Raw genomic sequence first — 15729 nt, forward strand, 5'->3', positions numbered from 1 at the left:
GCGTCCACGCCGTACACGCACCCAAGCGATCACGCGCGGGGCCCCCTTTAGAAGGGGGCCCGCGTGAACGCTCCCTCCGTGAACGCCCCTCACCCCGGCACCACAGCCTCACTTCCCCCGCCCTGGAGCCCGCCCTTGCACTTCCCTGCCCCGAGCACCCCGGCAGCCATACGCGGCAGCCGCAACATCCGCTCCGGCATCGTCCTGCTCCCGCCCGCCGCGCACTCACACCCTCTGGGGGTTGACGCGTGAACCGTCTGGGACGCATCACCCTCGTCGTCGGCCTGTTGGCCGTCGTCCTCATGGCCTTCCGGGTCTCGTGGAACGCGCTGTCCGACGTGGCCCGTGCCATCGGCGCCGACTCCACCGCCGCCCTGCTGTACCCGATCGTCGTCGACGGGCTGATGGCCCTCGCGCTGGTCGCCACGCTCGTGCTGACCGGTACCGACCGGACGTTCGCGCTGCGGGTCCTGGCGACCTACACGATCGCCAGCCTCCTGCTGAACTACGTGCACGGCCTCATGCCAGCCCTGCACACCACGTCGATCCAGTGGGGCAGGCTGGCCGACTGGGCCCCTGCGAACTGGGCCCTTGTCCTGCTGGGGACCTCGCTCCCGGTCGGGTCGATCTACTTCGGGTCGGACCTCGTGGCGAAGGTGCTGCACCACAACCCCGAGTCGGTTGAGTCTGCCGAAGCAGCTTGTACCGAGTCGGGGAGTCAGCAAGCTGACGAGCAGGCCGCACGGTCGAGGTCTGACCAGGTCGCATCGTCCCCCGAGCAGCTGATCGAGTCGACCTCCGTGAAGGGCGCCAAGGCGCCCGTGACGAGGCCGACGGTGGCCGACGAGTCGGTTCCCACTCCCCGACCGCCCCGGTCGGCCACCGCGGCGAAGTCGACCGGAGCCGCGCCGCGTCGGGCGACCGGTCGGGTCCCCGCCACGGCAAAGTCGACCGCCGACCGCACGCGCACCGACGCCGAAGTCCTCGACGAGGCCCGGCGTCTGACCGCCGACTGGAGCGATGACCGGCTGAGCGCCGAGCGCCTGCGCAGCGCACTACGGATCGGCCAGAACCGTGCCCGCGCCCTGCGCGACCAACTGCAGGCCGAGCGCACTGGCCAGGCCGAGTCTCTCGACGGACTCAACGAAGCCACCTCGGAGCGGCAGAGGGAACTCGACACAGCCCCCGTAGGCACCACCTGATCGACGCAAACGCACCGATCGCCTCACCCCTCCGGAGCCCCCGTGCCCCGCGCAGAACAGCACAGGGCGCGGGGCCGCGCACAGCGAAGCACCCGGCACCAGCACCCCACGGAGAACCGATCCATGCACGACCCGCACCGCGAAACACCCTCCACCCAGCAGGTGACAACCACCACTCCGGCCCCAGACAGCCCAGCAAGTTGGAGGTTCGGACACTCCCCCGTAGGGGGAGCGCCCGAACCCGAACCCGCCCCGGGGGTGGCGGGGCCCGTCCGGCGCCAGGGGGCGCCGGACGGGGAGGCTGCGACCGAGGGCGGATCGCAGCCGGGAAAGGCCGGCCGTGTACGCCGGACCACGATCAAGGGAAAGGCGCGTCCGCGCGCGAAGAAGCAGCGTCCCGCTCAGAGCGTCCGCCTCAGCGATCACGAGCACGCCCTCATCCAGGCAGGCGCCGATGCCGTCGGCATGAGTATGGCCGGCTTCCTCGCCCACTCCGCTCTTGCCGCCGCCCGCGACCAGTCCCGCACCGCCGCCACCATCGCTACCGAACGCGATGTGCTCACCGAGCTGTTCGCCATGCGCCGTCAGCTCGGCTGGGCCGGCAGCAACCTCAACCAGGTGGCCAAGGCGCTCAACTCCGGTGGCGATGTGCCCTACCTCAAGGAAGTGCTCGCCGACATCCACCGCGCGGCCAACGCCACGAAGAAGGCAGTCGACCGGACGGCCAACCGCGAGGAGAGTGAGGCGGCTTGATCCCCAGCATCCACCGGCAGGGCAGCAGCACCCTCGGCCTGCTCCACTACCTCTACGGCAAGGGCACGCACGAGGAGCACGTCGACCCTCACCTGGTCGCCTCCTTCGACCACATGGCCCCCGACCCGGGCCGCGACCCCTCGGCGACGAAGAAGGACCTCGCTCACCTCCTCGACCAGCCCCTCCATCTGCTCGACGCAGACCAGCGACCCGAGAAGCACGTGTGGCACTGCTCGGTGCGCGCCGCCCCCGACGACCCGGTCCTGACCGACGACCAGTGGGCCGACATCGCCCGCCGCATCGTCGCGGCCACCGGCATCGACCCCCGCGACGGCGCGGGCTGCCGCTGGGCCGCCGTCCGCCACGCCGACGACCACATCCACATCATCGCCACCCTCGTCCGCGAAGACGGCCGCCGTCCCGACCACCACCGCTCCGGCAAACGCGCCCAGGCCGAAGCCCGCCTCATCGAAGCCGACTACGACCTCCACCGCGTCACCCCCGGGGACGGCACCGCCGCCAAGCGCACCACCAGCGCCGAGCAACACAAGGCCGAACGCCTGGGCTGGGACCGCGCCGCGCGCGAGGAACTGCGCGAGACCGTGCGTCGCGCGGTGGCCGGTGCCGCCTCCACGGACGAGTTCCTCGAACGACTCAAGGACGCCGGGCTTCTCGTGCGCACCAAAGTGCTGCCCTCCGGCGACCTGAAGGGCTACACGGTCGCCTTGCCCGGTGACCGCAACAGGGAGAAGGAGCCGATCTTCTACGCCGGTTCCACGCTCGCCCCCGACCTGTCCCTGCCCCGCATCCAGGCACGCTTCACCACCGACTCCGCCTCACCGGGGACCACCGACAGCCAGCGGCCGGAACGCCCCACCGCGCCCTCGGCACCCGCCGTGGCACGGCGCACCACCGCTCGCGCGGCCTGGGCAGCACTGCTCGTCCTCGACCGCAGCGGTGACGATGGCGCAGCTGCCGCCCAGATTTCCGCCACCGGCGAGGTCCTCGACGCTCTCGCCAAGACCTCGGCACTGCACACTCGTGACGAACTACGCCGGGCGGCCTGGGAGTTCGAGCGGGCCTCCCGCTCGCATACCCGAGCCGAGTTCCGCCACGCGCAAGACCTGCGCCGGGCGGCCCGCGACCTGGTCTACAGCGGGCCCGCTTTCAGCCGGGGCGAGGACGGGGCCAGCACCGCGATGGTCCTGGCCACGCTGGTCTTCCTCGCCATCGCCGCCGCCCACTGGCACGCCCAGCGTCAGCACGCCCAGCAGGCCGAGGCCGCGCGCCGGGCCGCCGAGCACCTGCGGGGCGCCTATCACCAGGCAGCCGCCGAGCCCCTCGCCGTGCTGCGCGAACGTGGCCGCCGTATCGTCCCGTCCCTGCGCCGCCACCACGCCACCACCGTGCGCGCCGCCCTGCCCGAGCTAGCAGAGACCGCCCTGGCCGAGCCCGGTTGGGACGCCCTGGCCGCAACCCTCGCCGACGCCGAACGCGCCGGCCACAATCCCCGCGCTCTGCTCGCCGAGGCCGCCGCCGGCCGGGAACTGGACACCGCCGATTCCGTCAGCGACGTTCTCGTCTGGCGTCTACGCCGCACCGTGGATCTCCCGTTGTACGCCCCAGCCCAGGAAGCCACCCGGGCCAACCGCCCCAACGATCACACGTCTGCCGCGCAGACAATGCCGATATCACCGGCATCGCGGGCACGGCGCCGTTGATCACGGCACGACGAACGCATTGAGGGTGCCTGAATAGCTCCCGGTAAACAGATGACGGGCCCGACCGCACCGTGGTCGGGCCCGTCACCACCTGCACACTCCGCTCCTTGCTGCCACCTCCAACCGGGCATCAACGGCGGGTGCGTCGGGTTTCTCGGACGAAGTTGATGCGAGCAGTGTCCTTTTTGCACACGCACCCAGGGGTGGGAAGCCGGTGGTCGATCATCTCGTCGGGCCGGGGGCCGAAGCGGGTGTCGTACTCGATGCGTCGTGGAGGTCCGCTGACCAGGCCCGTGCTACGTGCGATCCAGGCGCCGACGACCAGGCAAGCGGCCTGCTGGGCCACGAACGCGGCCGAAGGACGGAACCCGTCGTCCGCTCTACCGGTCAGCTCAGCCGAGTTGATCAGCCCGCACACCGGCCGTCCGAGGAACTGCCTGACGAGTTCCCGCTGTTGATTGTCCAGGCTTTCCAGGTCCCGTTCGGTCAGGGGCTCCTGCCCGCGGGCGATTCGAGAAAGCGGGAGCCCGGTCAGTTCATGCAGTCGCTGCTCCGCGCTCTTCCCGGTGTGGTTGGCCTTGAAGTAGCAGCGCAGGCAGGGGCCGGTGGGCAGTGCCTCGTGCAGGGCGACAGTGGTGCCGACCGGGCCGCCGGTGCTGCCGTCCAGGGTGAGATCGGCCTGCAGCCGCTGCAGGTCGTGCCGGGCCTCGACGCTGTCCAGCCCGCCGAGGACGATCCGGGGCCACGGAAGGGTGCCCGCATCGATGGCCTCGATGGAATCCTGGATCGTCCCGTGAAACGGGGTCACCTCGATCCGCCGTAGGCGTGCATTGATCAACCGCACCTTCGGCAGGCCCGCAGCCGCGTCGGCCAGGGTACCGATGCTGTACGAGGTGACGTTCGGTTTCTCGAAGACCTCTCTGTCCACCACCGTCAACTCGCCGGAGACCTGCAGCAGGTCCAGGATCAGGGCAATGCCGGTGCCGATTGCACCGCCCCCGCCCAGCAGCACCTGCTCCAGCGCGGGCAGCGGGGCGACGACGATCCCGGGTTGCTCACCGGGGAGGACGGGGCAGAAGTCCACCACCGGGGTCACCTGGAACTTCCCCTCCGGCAGCCCGGCAACGACCTTGAACGCCTCGCCGGCCAGCATCGCTGCAGTGAGGACCGCGCCCAGCCCGGTGCCGGGCGCGTTGAGCCGGGGGAAAGGATGACCGGTGTGCCGCAGACGGACCCCGTGCCCGTCCGGCGCACCGGCCACCGCAGTACCCAGCGGTGGTGCGGTTCCCACGTGCAGATGCAGCTGCGCCTTGTCCTGGGCCTCGCCGATGCGAAGCGGCCGGTCCGGATCGATCCCGGTCGCCGTTTCCACCAGCCTGCGGATGAGTTCGTCGTCGAGCCGTCCCGGTCCGCGGCCGGGGCCCAGACTCAGCCGGACCGGCCACCGGCGCAGGTCCGCCACCAGCACTTCTAGAGTCTCGGCGGCCGCGGGCAGGTGCCCGTCCGCGGTCAGGTGGATCAGGATGCCCTCCATCCGCTCCCGCAAGGTGGTCTCTTCTACGCCGGCGGCCAGGCCGCCCAGGCGTACGCTGCGGCTGTAGTCAGTACTCACGGACACCCTCCTCGTCGAACACCACCGTGCGCACCGGGGGCAGCGCCGGGTCGACAACCGGAGCGGTGCAGGGCACCCAGTCCTGCTCGAAACGCCACCACCCCCACGACACCGGGTCGGCGGGCGGCGCCGCGTAGGTCGGGACGACAGCGCTGATGAACCTTGGCACCCGCAGCGAGTACGTGCGGTCGGTCCGCGACAGGAATGCCTCCTCGGGGTGCGAGTGGATCATCGCCCGCACCCGGTAGGACCGTTCCTCGGCGAAGGTAAACAGCCGGTCGTACGCGACCGCGCTCACCGTGAACAGGTCCGGCTCCCGCACGATCCCCACCGTCCCGGCTACCGCCACGACCAGCACGTGCATGTCCGACTGCCCGGTCAGCAGCAGCGCGCCGGTCTCCTGGTCTGCCAGCCCGTGACGCTGAATCTCCTGGAGCACCGGGTCGACCGCGCCGGCGGGCAGCACCAGCTTCCTCGTGTCGGTGGTCATGCGGCGCGCCTCCCGTCAATGCGATCGATGTCGTCCTGCACGTTCTCCACCACGTACAGGAAGGGATTGCCGGTGCTCCGCCAGGAGTGCGGCCCGCTGCTCCACTCGGGGTGGAGCTTCTGGCCTTCGGCGGTGAACGGCTTGCACACATCGTTGGAGCCGTAGCGGTAGCCATCCGCTCCCGGCCAGACACTGGGCGCTCCGACTCCGGATGCGCCGATCGACTCGGCGAAGACAAGGGAGGGCGGCCGGTCCGGGTAGACCGTCCACTCGATCCGTGCGATGAACGCTGCGCGCTCACCGTTGTTCGGTTGCACCTCGGCCCAGAACAGGCCGTCGGGGTCCTGGTCGCGGTGGTGGAGGCGGCCGGCGGTCGAGGAGAGGAACTCCTCGACCGCCGGGACGTCGCCCGCCAGCCGCAGACGGCTTTCGAGATCCACGACTGACTCCCGGTTCTAGCCGTTGGTGGTCTCGGTGCGCAGCTTCAGGTGCAGGGCCTGGGCGTGCCCGGCCAGTTCGCCCACCGTTGCCTCGGGCGGGATCTCGTGCCCGTCGTGGAACAGGTAGTAGCGGGTGGTGCCGTCGCTGGCGAAGCCGAAGGCGGTGAGGGTGTCGGACAGGACGCTCGCGGTGGTCACCTGCGGGGCGTAGTCGTGCTGGTAGGGGTGCTCGGCGAGGGCGGAGGTCACCGTGATCTTGATCTCTTGGGGCTGGGGCATGCCGATCTCCTAGGTCGTTCGAGGGTGGTACGGGAGCACCCTGCTGATTCAGCAAAGCGTCAGTGAGTCCAGTGTGATCACCTCGGGTCGATGCAGTCAAGCTTCATCGCCGTATTGCTGCGCGTTACGCTGCCCGTATGAGCCCCGACCGGAGCCAGCTCCCCCTCCCGGACCCCGAGACGACCGGACTGGACGCTGTCGAGCAGTTCGACATCGCCGAACTCGGACGCCTCCTGAAGGAACACCGCGGCCCCCTCTCCCTCCGGCAGGCCGCCGCCGAAGCGGGCGTCAGCTTCAGCACCCTCACCCGGGTCGAGGCCGGCGCCCAGCCCGACCTCGCCACCTTCACCCGCCTCTGCGCCTGGCTCGGCGTCTCCCCGAGCCGCTTCTTCACCTCGACCGCCACCCGCCAGATCTCGCCCCTCGATCAGGCCATCACCCACCTCCACGCAGACCCTCGACTCACCGACGACGCGGCGAACAAGATCAGCTCCGTTCTGCGCGACCTCTACGACGCCCTAGCGCAGGAGGCGGTCCCCGCCGTACCCGCCCTTGCCTGCCACCTCCGGGCTGCCTCGGTGTTGCGCCCTGGTGTCCCTCAGCGGCTCGCCGACCTGCTCACCGACATGAACACCGAACTCGAACGACTCGTCGAAGCAGGCGAACTGTGACCCTCCCCCGAGGCTTCAAGGCCAACGCCGAACGAGAAGCCCTCCGACTGCGCCGCGAACTCGACCTCGGCGACACCGATGCCCTGAACGTCGACGACCTCGCCGACCACCTCAAGGTCAAGATCGTCAGCGCCGAGAAGCTCGTCAGCCGCACCCGCCTCGAAGAACTCGAACGGGTCCAGGCGTACGCCTTCTCCGCCGCGACCTTCCAGGTCTCCGGCAGGAACATCGTCGTCACCAACCCGCTCCGAACAGCGGGTCGCAGGGCCAGCGACGTGGCCCACGAGCTCTCCCACCTCGTCCTGAAGCATGACCTGACCGAGATCCGCGAAGTCAATGGCATGCCATTCAGGACCTGCCGCCCCGACGAGGAAGAACAAGCCACTGCCTTTGGCGGAACACTCATGCTTCCCCGCCCCCTGCTGCTCGGCGCAGTCCGCCGCCAGTGGGGGCCGGTGCAAATCGCTGAGCACTACGGGGTGACCGAGGAGATGGCCCGGTACCGGTACAACACCACTGGGGTGGCCAAACAGGTCCGAGGCCGCTGACGGTGCCGGAAGTAGGCGCTGTCGGTCTGCCCCTTACCGCCGGGACGTTGGTGCTCGATTCCCCCACGCGCCCGCCGGTCTCAACGACTGCCGAGGCCAGCTTGGACGACGTACACGCTCGGGGTGCGAGGACGAGCTCCCTTCGCCCGCTCCGCCGGGAGCCTCGCCCGCCAGCCTGCCCGGCTCACCCGTAGTGGTAGCGGACCACACTGCCCAGCGGTGCCGTCGGATCCGAAGATTCGGATACGACCGGGAGGCTACGTAGCCGGGACACCACGTGAGACACCAGGCACAACCGCAGGTTGTAGCGCCGCTGGGTGACACTCGACCTGAAGTCCTACATGAACAGGCTTACCTGAAGAAGCGAGCCGCGCCCTCGCAGCTCCTGCCCCTGATCGCCAGCGGCCTTCGCGGTGCACGCGGTGGCTCAGACGCGCCCTTGACCAAGGTCTACGAGGGCTGTTCCGTTAGGAAAGTTGGGGCGTCGGACTCGGGGGTGGCCTTCGTGACCAGGTCGGTTGGCGGTGCGTGGTGTCTCATCAGCGGCACCGCGGGGGAACCGGTCGCTCCCCCGGCCGCTGGGGCCCGGGTATGAGACTCCGGCGCGGGATCGCGATCGCCGTCGTCGCCGGAGGCGGCGCTGTGACCACGCTGCTGGTCGGGCTCGTCACGAACGCCGTGTCCAATGAGTCACGGTGGCCCGGCTGGCTGGGGTGGTTACAGGCGCACGCCTGGCTCTCGTTCGTCGTGTTAGGCGTGGCGATGGCGGGGATGACGGCTCTACTCGCCGGGCTTTCCGAGTCTCGGCCTCCCGCGCCATCCGCGAGGCCGGAGGATGGAACGGGGCCGCCGGGGGCCGCCCAAGTACTGCGTTCGCTGCCACGCGACACCGCAGCGTTCACCGACCGTACCGCGGAGCTGGAGCTGCTGGTGGGCTCGGTGCGGGCCTCACAGGAGCAGGGCGAGGGGCTGCCCGTTCACGTGATCGACGGGATGCCGGGTGTCGGGAAGACCACTTTCGCCGTGCACGCCGGCCACCTGCTCTCCGAGCGGTTCCCCGACGGGCAGCTCTTCGTGAATCTCAACGGGTACACGCCGGGTCGCACTCCGGTGCAGGCCGGCGAGGCGCTCGCCTCTCTTCTTGCGGCCGCCGGCGTGCCGACACAGCAGATACCCGTCGGAGACGACGTCGGAGCGGTCACGGAGGCCCGGGCCGCCATGTGGCGGAGCAGACTCGCGGACAAGAAGGCGCTGCTGATTCTCGACAACGCGGCCAGCTATCGGCAGCTGGAGCCGCTGCTCCCTGGTGGGAGCGGGTGCCTGGTGTTGGTGACCAGCCGCAAGCGACTGGTGGCGAACGAGGAGGTGGTCATGTCGGTGGACGCGCTGCCGCCGGATCACGCGGTCGATCTCTTCGTGCGGCTCAGCGGGCGGCCGGCCGATGCGCTGGACCGGGATGTGGTGGACGAGCTGGTCCGGCTGTGCGGGTGCCTGCCGTTGGGGGTGTCTCTGCTCGCGGCACGGCTGCGGCATCATCCGTCCTGGACCGCGGAGGACCTGCGCGGGCGGCTGTTGGCGGCGCGGGACCGGCTGGGAGAGCTGCGGGCCGGGGAGCGCGCCGTCACCGCGACGTTCGATCTCTCCTATCGGGACCTGGCGCCGGAGCGGCAGCGCTTCTTCCAGCGGCTCGGTTTCTTCCCCGGCAGCGATCTCGACCCGCAGGTCGGCGCGGCTCTTGGTGAGGTATCGGTCGTGGTGGCTCGTGGGCACCTCGAAGCGCTCTACGACGACCACCTGATCGACGAGCAACCGGGGAGTCGCTACCGGCTGCACGATCTCCTCCGTGACTACGCTCGCGGTCTCGCCACCGAGGGGGACAGCATGGACCACGTACAGGCCGTACAGCGTGTGTGCACCTACTACCTGGCCGCTCTCGCCGTCGTAAACGGGCACATCGGGCGCAGTGGTGCGGTAGTGCCACCGGCGCCGGACGGCGTCTCGCGGGTGGAGACTCCGGCCCTGGAGTCGCGGGCGGACGCTATGAGCTGGCTGGAGACCGAGCGGGCCAACATCCTCGCCTGTGTCCGGCGGGCAAACGGCCTCGCCCTGTACGACCTCGTCGTCCGGCTCGCGGCGGCCATGGCTCCCTTCCTGCGCCAGGCCGGTCCCTGGGACCAGGCCGTCGGGCTCCATCGGACCGCCTCCGAGGCCGCCCGCCAAGCCGGCGACCAGCGGGCCCGCGGTGACGCTCTCGCCGAACTCGGTGTCGTGCGCCGCTTCATGGCTGCCTACCCGCAGGCGATCGAGTCCCTCGGCGACGCCGTGACGGCGTACGAAGCGGTCGACGAACGGCGCGGCAAGGCGGACGCACTCAACCAGCTGGGCATCGTCTGGTACCTGACCGCCGAAAACGAGGACGCGGCCCGCGCCCAGACGGAGGCTCTCGTCCTCTATCGAGAGCTGGGCTATCGGCTCGGACAGGCGAACGCGCTCGCCGATCTCGGCATGACACATCGGCAGATGAGCCGGTTCGACGCCGCTGTGGAGGCACAGAGCGAGGCCCTGACGATCTACCGAGGACTCGGCGACCGGTACGGGGAGGCAAACTCCCTGCGCGACCTGGGCGTCGTGCACTGCCTCATGGGCGCGTACGACCTGGCCGCACGGCATCACCAGGAGGCGTTCGACATCTACCTGGAGCTGGACGACCGCACGCACCAGGCTTACGCGCTGAACGAGATGGGCGTCGTCCGACGGCAGACCGGAGACATTGAAGGAGCGCGGACGGCACACAGCCAGGCCCTGACGCACTTCACCGAGCTCGGTGAACGGTTCGGCCAAGCGACCAGCGTCCGCCACCTTGGGGTCGTGGACCGTGTTTCCGGGGATGCGGCAGAGGCGATCCGGCTTCTGGAGGAGGCCCTGGACGCCTACCGTGAGCTCGGCAGCCACGGGGGTGAGGCCGCCTCGCTGAGCGAGCTGGGCGCGGCGCGCGGCATCGTCGGTGAGCGCGACGCCGCGATCGAGGCGTTCCAACGCGGTGTGGAGATCCTGCGGGGCCTGGGCGACCGGTGCGGCGAGGCGGAGGTGCTGAACCACTGGGGGATGCTGCTGTTCACCTCCGATGAACCGACGGCCGCCCGCCGGCACTTCGATCAGGCCCTCACACTCGCGCGGGACATCCGCTGCCCGCTGGAGGAGGCGCGGGCGCTGGAGGGCATCGGTCGCTGCGACTGGACGGTTGACGGTCCTGGTCACGGTGTGGGCTCGCTGCGAGCCGCCCTGACGGTGTACCGGCGGTTGGGAGTTAGCGCAGCCGTGGACGATATCGAGCGGTTGCTGGTGCCGCGGTCCGGCTGAGGCCGACCATGTGGCCGAATTCCCAGTGCCGGGTGGGTGGTTGCGGATGCTACGTTTCCGGCTGATCTGTCGCTTCAACCCCGTCGCACCGTGCCGCCTCTGGCACGTTCCTCACGAGGAGCGTTGAATGCCGTCACCCACGTCCGTCACCGAGCTACGCACCATCACGCCCGTTGGCACGGCGTCCGCAGAGCCGACGGCGGCTGGCACGGCCGTCCTGGACCGCGTGGCCGCCCGCGTCCGGCAACGGCTTGAGGCAGAGGAGGGCGCGACGGGCCGGTTCGGTGACGGTGCCCACGCGGCTTCGCTCATCTGGCCCTGGCCGCTGTAGGCGCATCTGCTCGATGACAGAACCCGAAGGCCCCGTTCCTTTCCGGACGTTCATCCTCAAGGTCGCCAACCGCTGCAACATCGACTGCGACTACTGCTTCGTCTTCAACTCCAGGGACCAGGCGGCGCGGCGCCTGCCCGCCCGGATGGACCTCGCTGTGGCCCGAGCTGCGGCCCGGCGGATCGGTGAGCACGCCTCCACACATGGTCTTCGAACCATCCACGTCGTCCTGCACGGCGGAGAGCCACTTCTTGCTGGCGTCCAGCACATGGCCGAGCTACTGGAGGCCGTTCGGGACGGTGCGCCGACCGGGACCCGGGTGCTCTTCGAGCTCCAGACGAACGGGACTCTTCTGTCCGGAGCGTGGCTGGACCTCTTCGAGCGGTACGAGGTCGCGGTAGGCGTCAGCCTCGACGGACCGCCGCGGGCGAACGACCGGCACCGGCTGACCCACGCCGGGCGGTCGAGCGCCGCCTCCGCCGTGCACGGCATCGAACTCTTGCGGTCGCGGCCTCACCTGTTCGCGGGACTGCTTGCCGTCGTGGACCTCGCCAACGATCCCGTGGAGGTTCACGACTACCTGGCGGCGTTCGAACCTCCAGTGATCGACTTCGGTCTGCCGCACGCGACTCACGACGACCCGCCGCACCGCGCCGACCCCAGCGTGCCCGAGTACGGGCTGTGGATGAGCAGGGTTTACGACGCCTGGCTCGCCCGGCCCGAGTACGGGCACAGCGTCCGGATGCTGGAGGACATCGTGGCCCTCAGCTCTGGCGTGCGCGGCTCGGTGGAGACTCTCGGACTGGCCCCGCCGACGAGCGTCGTGATCGAGTCCGACGGCTCCATCGAAGCGGTGGACACCCTGCGGTCGGTCGAGGAGGGCGCCTCCTGGCTCGGGCTCGACGTCCTGCGCCACTCATTCGACGAAGCTCTGTCGCATCCGAAGCTGCTGCACCGGCAGCATGGCAAGGATGCGCTCGCCGAACAGTGCCGCGCCTGCCCACTCGTGGACGTGTGCGGCGGTGGCTACCTCCCACACCGCTTCAGCGAAGCCCAGAGCTACCGGAACCCGTCTGTCTACTGCGCGGACCTGGAGTACGTCATCCGACACGTGCAGGGCTCCCTGCGGCAGCACGGCTGGAACCCATACGCGCGGGCTGCGGCGTCGCCGTAGGCGCATGTGCCGTACAGCAAGGAGAGGATCACGCGTTGGAAAGAGCGAATGCAGCAGACATCGAAGCAATCGAGGAAGGACAGGAGGCGCCGATGACCGTGACGATCCGTCCCGCGGAGAAGCGGGACGTCCCGGCTTTGGCCGAGCTGATCGAAGAGATCGAGCGGTACTACGGAGCGGCCGACACAGATATCCAGCCGATCGACGAGCGCCGCCTCCAGGTGGAAGAAGCCCTCTTCGGTGCGCCACCGCTCGCGTCCGCCCTGCTCGTCGAGGACGAGGCCGGGGACATCGTGGGTCTCGCCGCCTATTCCTACCTATGGCCGGCCGCCGGCTCCTCGCACTCCCTGTTCCTGAAGGAGCTCTACGTCCGCGGCACCCTGCGTCGGCAGGGCATCGGTGCTCGCCTCATGGGCGAACTCCGCGCCTTGGCCGCCGCGCGCCCCGGGTGCAGCCGGGTGGAATGGATGGCTGACCGCGACAACCCAGGCGCACCGGCCTTCTACGAGGCACTCGGGTTCAGCGAGTCCGAAGGGAAGATCGTCTACCGGGTCGACTCCGGCACCGCGTGAAGGTGATACGAGACCGTGAGCGTTTTCAACGTGGCCACTGATCGGGTGATGAGCCAGCGTTCCGCAACACGGAAAACTCGGTGCCGTTGAGAGGGCGGTCACGGGCGGGGCTGGCTTGCCTTACGCGGTGGATCCGGGCTTGTAGCCCTGGAGGAATGCTGGCGCGACCAGTTGTTGCCGCCGCAGCAGGTGAGGCAGCTCCCGTGCGAGCTTGGGGTGGGTCTGCCTCCACTGAGGGGAGTGCGCCACGAACTCCCGGCTATTGAACACGGTGAACCGGTTGATGGCGGCCACATCCAGGCGGGAGACCTCGTTCGGGTCACGGGAAATGATGAGGGCGAGGCTGTTGCCGAGCGGCACCGTGATCCTCCGGAAGTTGGAGAAGCCAATGCCGACGCCGTGATCGAAGAAGCCCGGAGGTATGCCCGGCGGCGTGGGGCCCACGATCCCTGACATGCACAGAGGATTGTCGCTGACGATCAGGCCGCCGCCGCGTGGCCGGTAGCACGCCCAGTGCATGCCGCTGTATAGCAGGAGCGACACCAGGTGGTTCCACTGGTCCTTGTAGTGGGCGTCCTCGTCGTTGCGTGCCTGCCATGGCCAGATCACCGACCGGGCGATCAGGCGCATCATGCTGGATTGGACTTCTTCCTCGTCCAGGTCGTAGTCGTCGACGCCTACGGACTGGTTGACCACGTGCCGTAGGAAGCGGCTGCGCTGCCATTGCAGGGCCAGCAACCAGGCCAGAGCCTCTCGGGCATGCTCGGACACGGCACGTTCACGGCGTTGCACGAGCTCCTTGACGACGGTGGCAGCCTCTCCTTCGATGTCGCCCATGGCGGCTTCCATCGACGAGTGGTCGGGATCTTGCCCAGGCCGGTAGATCGAATGCCCGTACTTGCGCTGACCTGTCTCTTTCACATTCCTTTGGAAGGCACGTCCGCTGGCCCATTGGTGCACGTACAGCTGTCCGCCTTGTCCGGCGAAGTACTTGAGCAGGAACTGGGGGACAAAGTGGTGTCTGACCGGGTGCGGCGGCATATGGGGGACTGTAGCGGTGCCCCTGGCGCTCCTGGCGACCCGGAACACATTCGCCTGGTGTCGGCACAGTAAGCCATTCAGCGTTTCCAGCGAACGCCACCCCAGGCGATCCAAGGCGACGGACCGTGCGGCGGTGTTCCGACTGCGAGGCGAACCACGCCCAAGGCTGACCACCGTCCTCCAGCGCCGCTCTGGTCTCGTTCGGTGCGCGCGGCCGCACCTGCCAACGGCCACGCCCACCTGCGTCAGGATCAGTAGGCGATGACGATCCGCACGGAGGGCCGGGGGATCAAGGCTCCGTCGGCGAGATCGCTGTCCGGTGTGTCTGCGGGGTAGGCCGTGACCACTGGTTCGACGGTCCGGGCAGGGCTCCAGGCGCGGATCTGCGCGCAGATCCGCTGGGCGAGATCGGCGCCGGCCGGGCCGTAGCCGACGGCTCCCAGCCGGAATCGGGGCTCTCCCCCCGCATCTTCGGCGGTCCGCTCCAGGGTGAGGTACGCGATGGAGTTTCCCTCAACAAGGGCGGGGCTCAGGGCGGGTGAGGCGGGGCGGTGGAGACCGGCCTCCATCGCTTCAGGCTTGACGGTGATGCGGCAAGTCGCTCGCTCCGTGGCGCTCAACCGCAGCCAAACGCCGTCGAACGACTCGACGGGTCCGACGGTCGCATCGGTCCAAGCGACCGACTTCGGTTGGGTGAGCGCGTCGCGCAGGACGTCCAGGGCGATCGACTGGTCCTCGTCCCAGTAGAGCCTGACGAATCGGTTGTCGTCGATGTAGCCGTTCCGCTCGCCGTCCTGGCCGATCACCGGGAGGAAACCGCACATCCTGACGGAGTCGGACCGCATCCGGTCCTTCTCCCGTCGGAACGCCACGGACCTGGACAGCCCTCGCCATCGCAGCGGAACCACGAGGCGTCCGCCGACGGCGAGCTGGTCCCACCAGGCTCCGGGAAGGTCCCACATGCCGACCGCCGCGATCATTCGGTCGTAGGGGCCGAACTCCGGGGCGCCGAGGGCGCCGTCCCTCGTGACCACGCGTACCTCGGCGTACCCGTTCGCGTCCAGCATCCGGCGGGCGTAGGCCGTCACGTCGGGGGCGATGTCGCATGTGGTGACCTGTCCGGATTTCCCGGTGAGGTGCTTCAGCAGGGCGGCGTTGTAGCCGGTGCCGGCCCCGATCTCGAAGACGTGGTCGCCTTCGCGGACAGCGAGCTGGACCAGCATGAAGTGCACGACGTCGGGCTGGGAGGCGCAGCTCAGCGGGAGTGCGTCCTCGTCGGGGTTCTCCTTGATAGTCACGCTCTTGTTGGCATACGCCTCGTGGAGCGGCGCGCCGGGGAGGAAGGCGTGGCGCGGTACGGCCCGCATTGCGCTTTCGACGCGTGCGTCGCGGAGGCCAGAGACCTCCTGCTGCAGGATGGCGTCGACCAGGCGGTTGCGCAGGTCCTCGGGAGAGGCGCCGGAGGTGGTGTTCATCGCGTCCTTCCGGAAGGTGCCCGGCCGTGCGTACGGCAGGGGCAGATCGTACTCAGGTGA

15 protein-coding genes are annotated in these 15729 nt (G+C 69.4%); 9 read left to right on the forward strand and 6 right to left on the reverse strand.

Going from position 1 to position 15729, the window contains the following annotated elements:
* Positions 1–248: 248 nt before the first annotated feature.
* The 3 genes from OHB00_RS24655 (at position 249) to OHB00_RS24665 (ending at position 3676) form a co-directional block, all read left to right on the forward strand.
* A complete protein-coding gene (locus OHB00_RS24655; RefSeq protein WP_406437634.1) occupies positions 249–1202 on the forward strand; it encodes a DUF2637 domain-containing protein in 954 nt (317 codons plus the stop codon).
* 123 nt (positions 1203–1325) lie between these two features.
* Positions 1326–1955 (forward strand): plasmid mobilization protein, encoded by a 630-nt coding sequence (locus OHB00_RS24660; RefSeq protein WP_406437636.1) that lies wholly within the window; start codon positions 1326–1328, stop codon positions 1953–1955.
* Positions 1952–3676 carry a relaxase/mobilization nuclease domain-containing protein gene (locus OHB00_RS24665; RefSeq protein ID WP_406437637.1) on the forward strand — a complete coding sequence of 575 codons (1725 nt, stop codon included), beginning with the start codon at positions 1952–1954 and terminating at the stop codon, positions 3674–3676. The genes OHB00_RS24660 and OHB00_RS24665 overlap by 4 nt, the downstream gene beginning before the upstream one ends.
* 130 nt (positions 3677–3806) lie before the next feature.
* On the opposite strand, the gene OHB00_RS24670 is transcribed toward OHB00_RS24665, so the two are convergent.
* Genes OHB00_RS24670 through OHB00_RS24685 form a run of 4 tightly spaced genes read right to left on the reverse strand, consistent with a single transcriptional unit; the run spans position 3807 to position 6497 of the window.
* Positions 3807–5288 carry a ThiF family adenylyltransferase gene (locus OHB00_RS24670; RefSeq protein ID WP_406437639.1) on the reverse strand — a complete coding sequence of 494 codons (1482 nt, stop codon included), beginning with the start codon at positions 5286–5288 and terminating at the stop codon, positions 3807–3809.
* Complete coding sequence (locus OHB00_RS24675; protein WP_406437641.1) at positions 5278–5778, reverse strand: hypothetical protein; 501 nt, start codon at positions 5776–5778, stop codon at positions 5278–5280. Before OHB00_RS24675 ends, OHB00_RS24670 begins: the two co-directional genes overlap by 11 nt.
* Entirely contained in the window at positions 5775–6218 is a 444-nt protein-coding gene (locus OHB00_RS24680) for a hypothetical protein (RefSeq protein ID WP_406437643.1), read from the reverse strand. Before OHB00_RS24680 ends, OHB00_RS24675 begins: the two co-directional genes overlap by 4 nt.
* Before the next feature lie 15 nt (positions 6219–6233).
* Positions 6234–6497: a hypothetical protein gene (locus OHB00_RS24685; protein ID WP_393794229.1), complete on the reverse strand. Its 264-nt coding sequence runs from the start codon at positions 6495–6497 to the stop codon at positions 6234–6236.
* 137 nt (positions 6498–6634) lie between these two features.
* On the opposite strand from OHB00_RS24685, the gene OHB00_RS24690 reads away from it, so the two are divergent.
* From OHB00_RS24690 to haaN, 6 genes are all read left to right on the forward strand, one after another.
* Positions 6635–7168, forward strand: coding sequence for a helix-turn-helix domain-containing protein (locus OHB00_RS24690; RefSeq protein ID WP_406437645.1), 534 nt, complete (start codon positions 6635–6637; stop codon positions 7166–7168).
* Entirely contained in the window at positions 7165–7716 is a 552-nt protein-coding gene (locus OHB00_RS24695; protein WP_369223967.1) for an ImmA/IrrE family metallo-endopeptidase, read from the forward strand. Before OHB00_RS24690 ends, OHB00_RS24695 begins: the two co-directional genes overlap by 4 nt.
* Before the next feature lie 591 nt (positions 7717–8307).
* The gene (haaT, locus tag OHB00_RS24700) at positions 8308–11076 is read left to right on the forward strand and encodes a cyclophane-containing RiPP biosynthesis TPR protein HaaT (protein ID WP_406437648.1); all 2769 of its coding nucleotides are present in this window, start codon (positions 8308–8310) and stop codon (positions 11074–11076) included.
* A 127-nt stretch (positions 11077–11203) separates the two neighbouring features.
* On the forward strand, positions 11204–11407 hold the full coding sequence (haaA, locus tag OHB00_RS24705) for a HaaA family cyclophane-containing RiPP peptide (RefSeq protein WP_393794232.1): 204 nt from the start codon (positions 11204–11206) through the stop codon (positions 11405–11407).
* A 13-nt stretch (positions 11408–11420) separates the two neighbouring features.
* Positions 11421–12581, forward strand: a complete 1161-nt coding sequence (locus OHB00_RS24710; protein WP_406437650.1) for an FxsB family cyclophane-forming radical SAM/SPASM peptide maturase — start codon at positions 11421–11423, stop codon at positions 12579–12581.
* 92 nt (positions 12582–12673) lie between these two features.
* On the forward strand, positions 12674–13153 hold the full coding sequence (haaN, locus tag OHB00_RS24715) for a cyclophane-containing RiPP N-acetyltransferase HaaN (RefSeq protein ID WP_406437651.1): 480 nt from the start codon (positions 12674–12676) through the stop codon (positions 13151–13153).
* Positions 13154–13273: 120 nt separating this feature from the next.
* Here haaN and OHB00_RS24720 read toward each other — a convergent pair whose 3' ends face one another.
* A complete protein-coding gene (locus OHB00_RS24720; RefSeq protein ID WP_406437653.1) occupies positions 13274–14194 on the reverse strand; it encodes a DUF4238 domain-containing protein in 921 nt (306 codons plus the stop codon).
* Between the two features lie 251 nt (positions 14195–14445).
* A complete protein-coding gene (gene fxlM, locus OHB00_RS24725; RefSeq protein WP_406437655.1) occupies positions 14446–15669 on the reverse strand; it encodes a methyltransferase, FxLD system in 1224 nt (407 codons plus the stop codon).
* Positions 15670–15729 lie beyond the last annotated feature (60 nt).

Source organism: Streptomyces sp. NBC_00631 (assembly GCF_045206895.1).
GTDB lineage: Bacteria > Actinomycetota > Actinomycetes > Streptomycetales > Streptomycetaceae > Streptomyces.

Coding starts and splice junctions, on each gene's coding strand:
- OHB00_RS24660 (WP_406437636.1), top strand. CDS start 1,326: ATGCACGACCCGCACCGCGAAACACCCTCCACCCAGCAGGTGACAACC.
- OHB00_RS24675 (WP_406437641.1), bottom strand. CDS start 5,778: ATGACCACCGACACGAGGAAGCTGGTGCTGCCCGCCGGCGCGGTCGAC.
- OHB00_RS24685 (WP_393794229.1), bottom strand. CDS start 6,497: ATGCCCCAGCCCCAAGAGATCAAGATCACGGTGACCTCCGCCCTCGCC.
- OHB00_RS24690 (WP_406437645.1), top strand. CDS start 6,635: ATGAGCCCCGACCGGAGCCAGCTCCCCCTCCCGGACCCCGAGACGACC.
- haaT (WP_406437648.1), top strand. CDS start 8,308: ATGAGACTCCGGCGCGGGATCGCGATCGCCGTCGTCGCCGGAGGCGGC.
- haaA (WP_393794232.1), top strand. CDS start 11,204: ATGCCGTCACCCACGTCCGTCACCGAGCTACGCACCATCACGCCCGTT.
- OHB00_RS24710 (WP_406437650.1), top strand. CDS start 11,421: ATGACAGAACCCGAAGGCCCCGTTCCTTTCCGGACGTTCATCCTCAAG.
- haaN (WP_406437651.1), top strand. CDS start 12,674: ATGACCGTGACGATCCGTCCCGCGGAGAAGCGGGACGTCCCGGCTTTG.
- OHB00_RS24720 (WP_406437653.1), bottom strand. CDS start 14,194: ATGCCGCCGCACCCGGTCAGACACCACTTTGTCCCCCAGTTCCTGCTC.
- fxlM (WP_406437655.1), bottom strand. CDS start 15,669: ATGAACACCACCTCCGGCGCCTCTCCCGAGGACCTGCGCAACCGCCTG.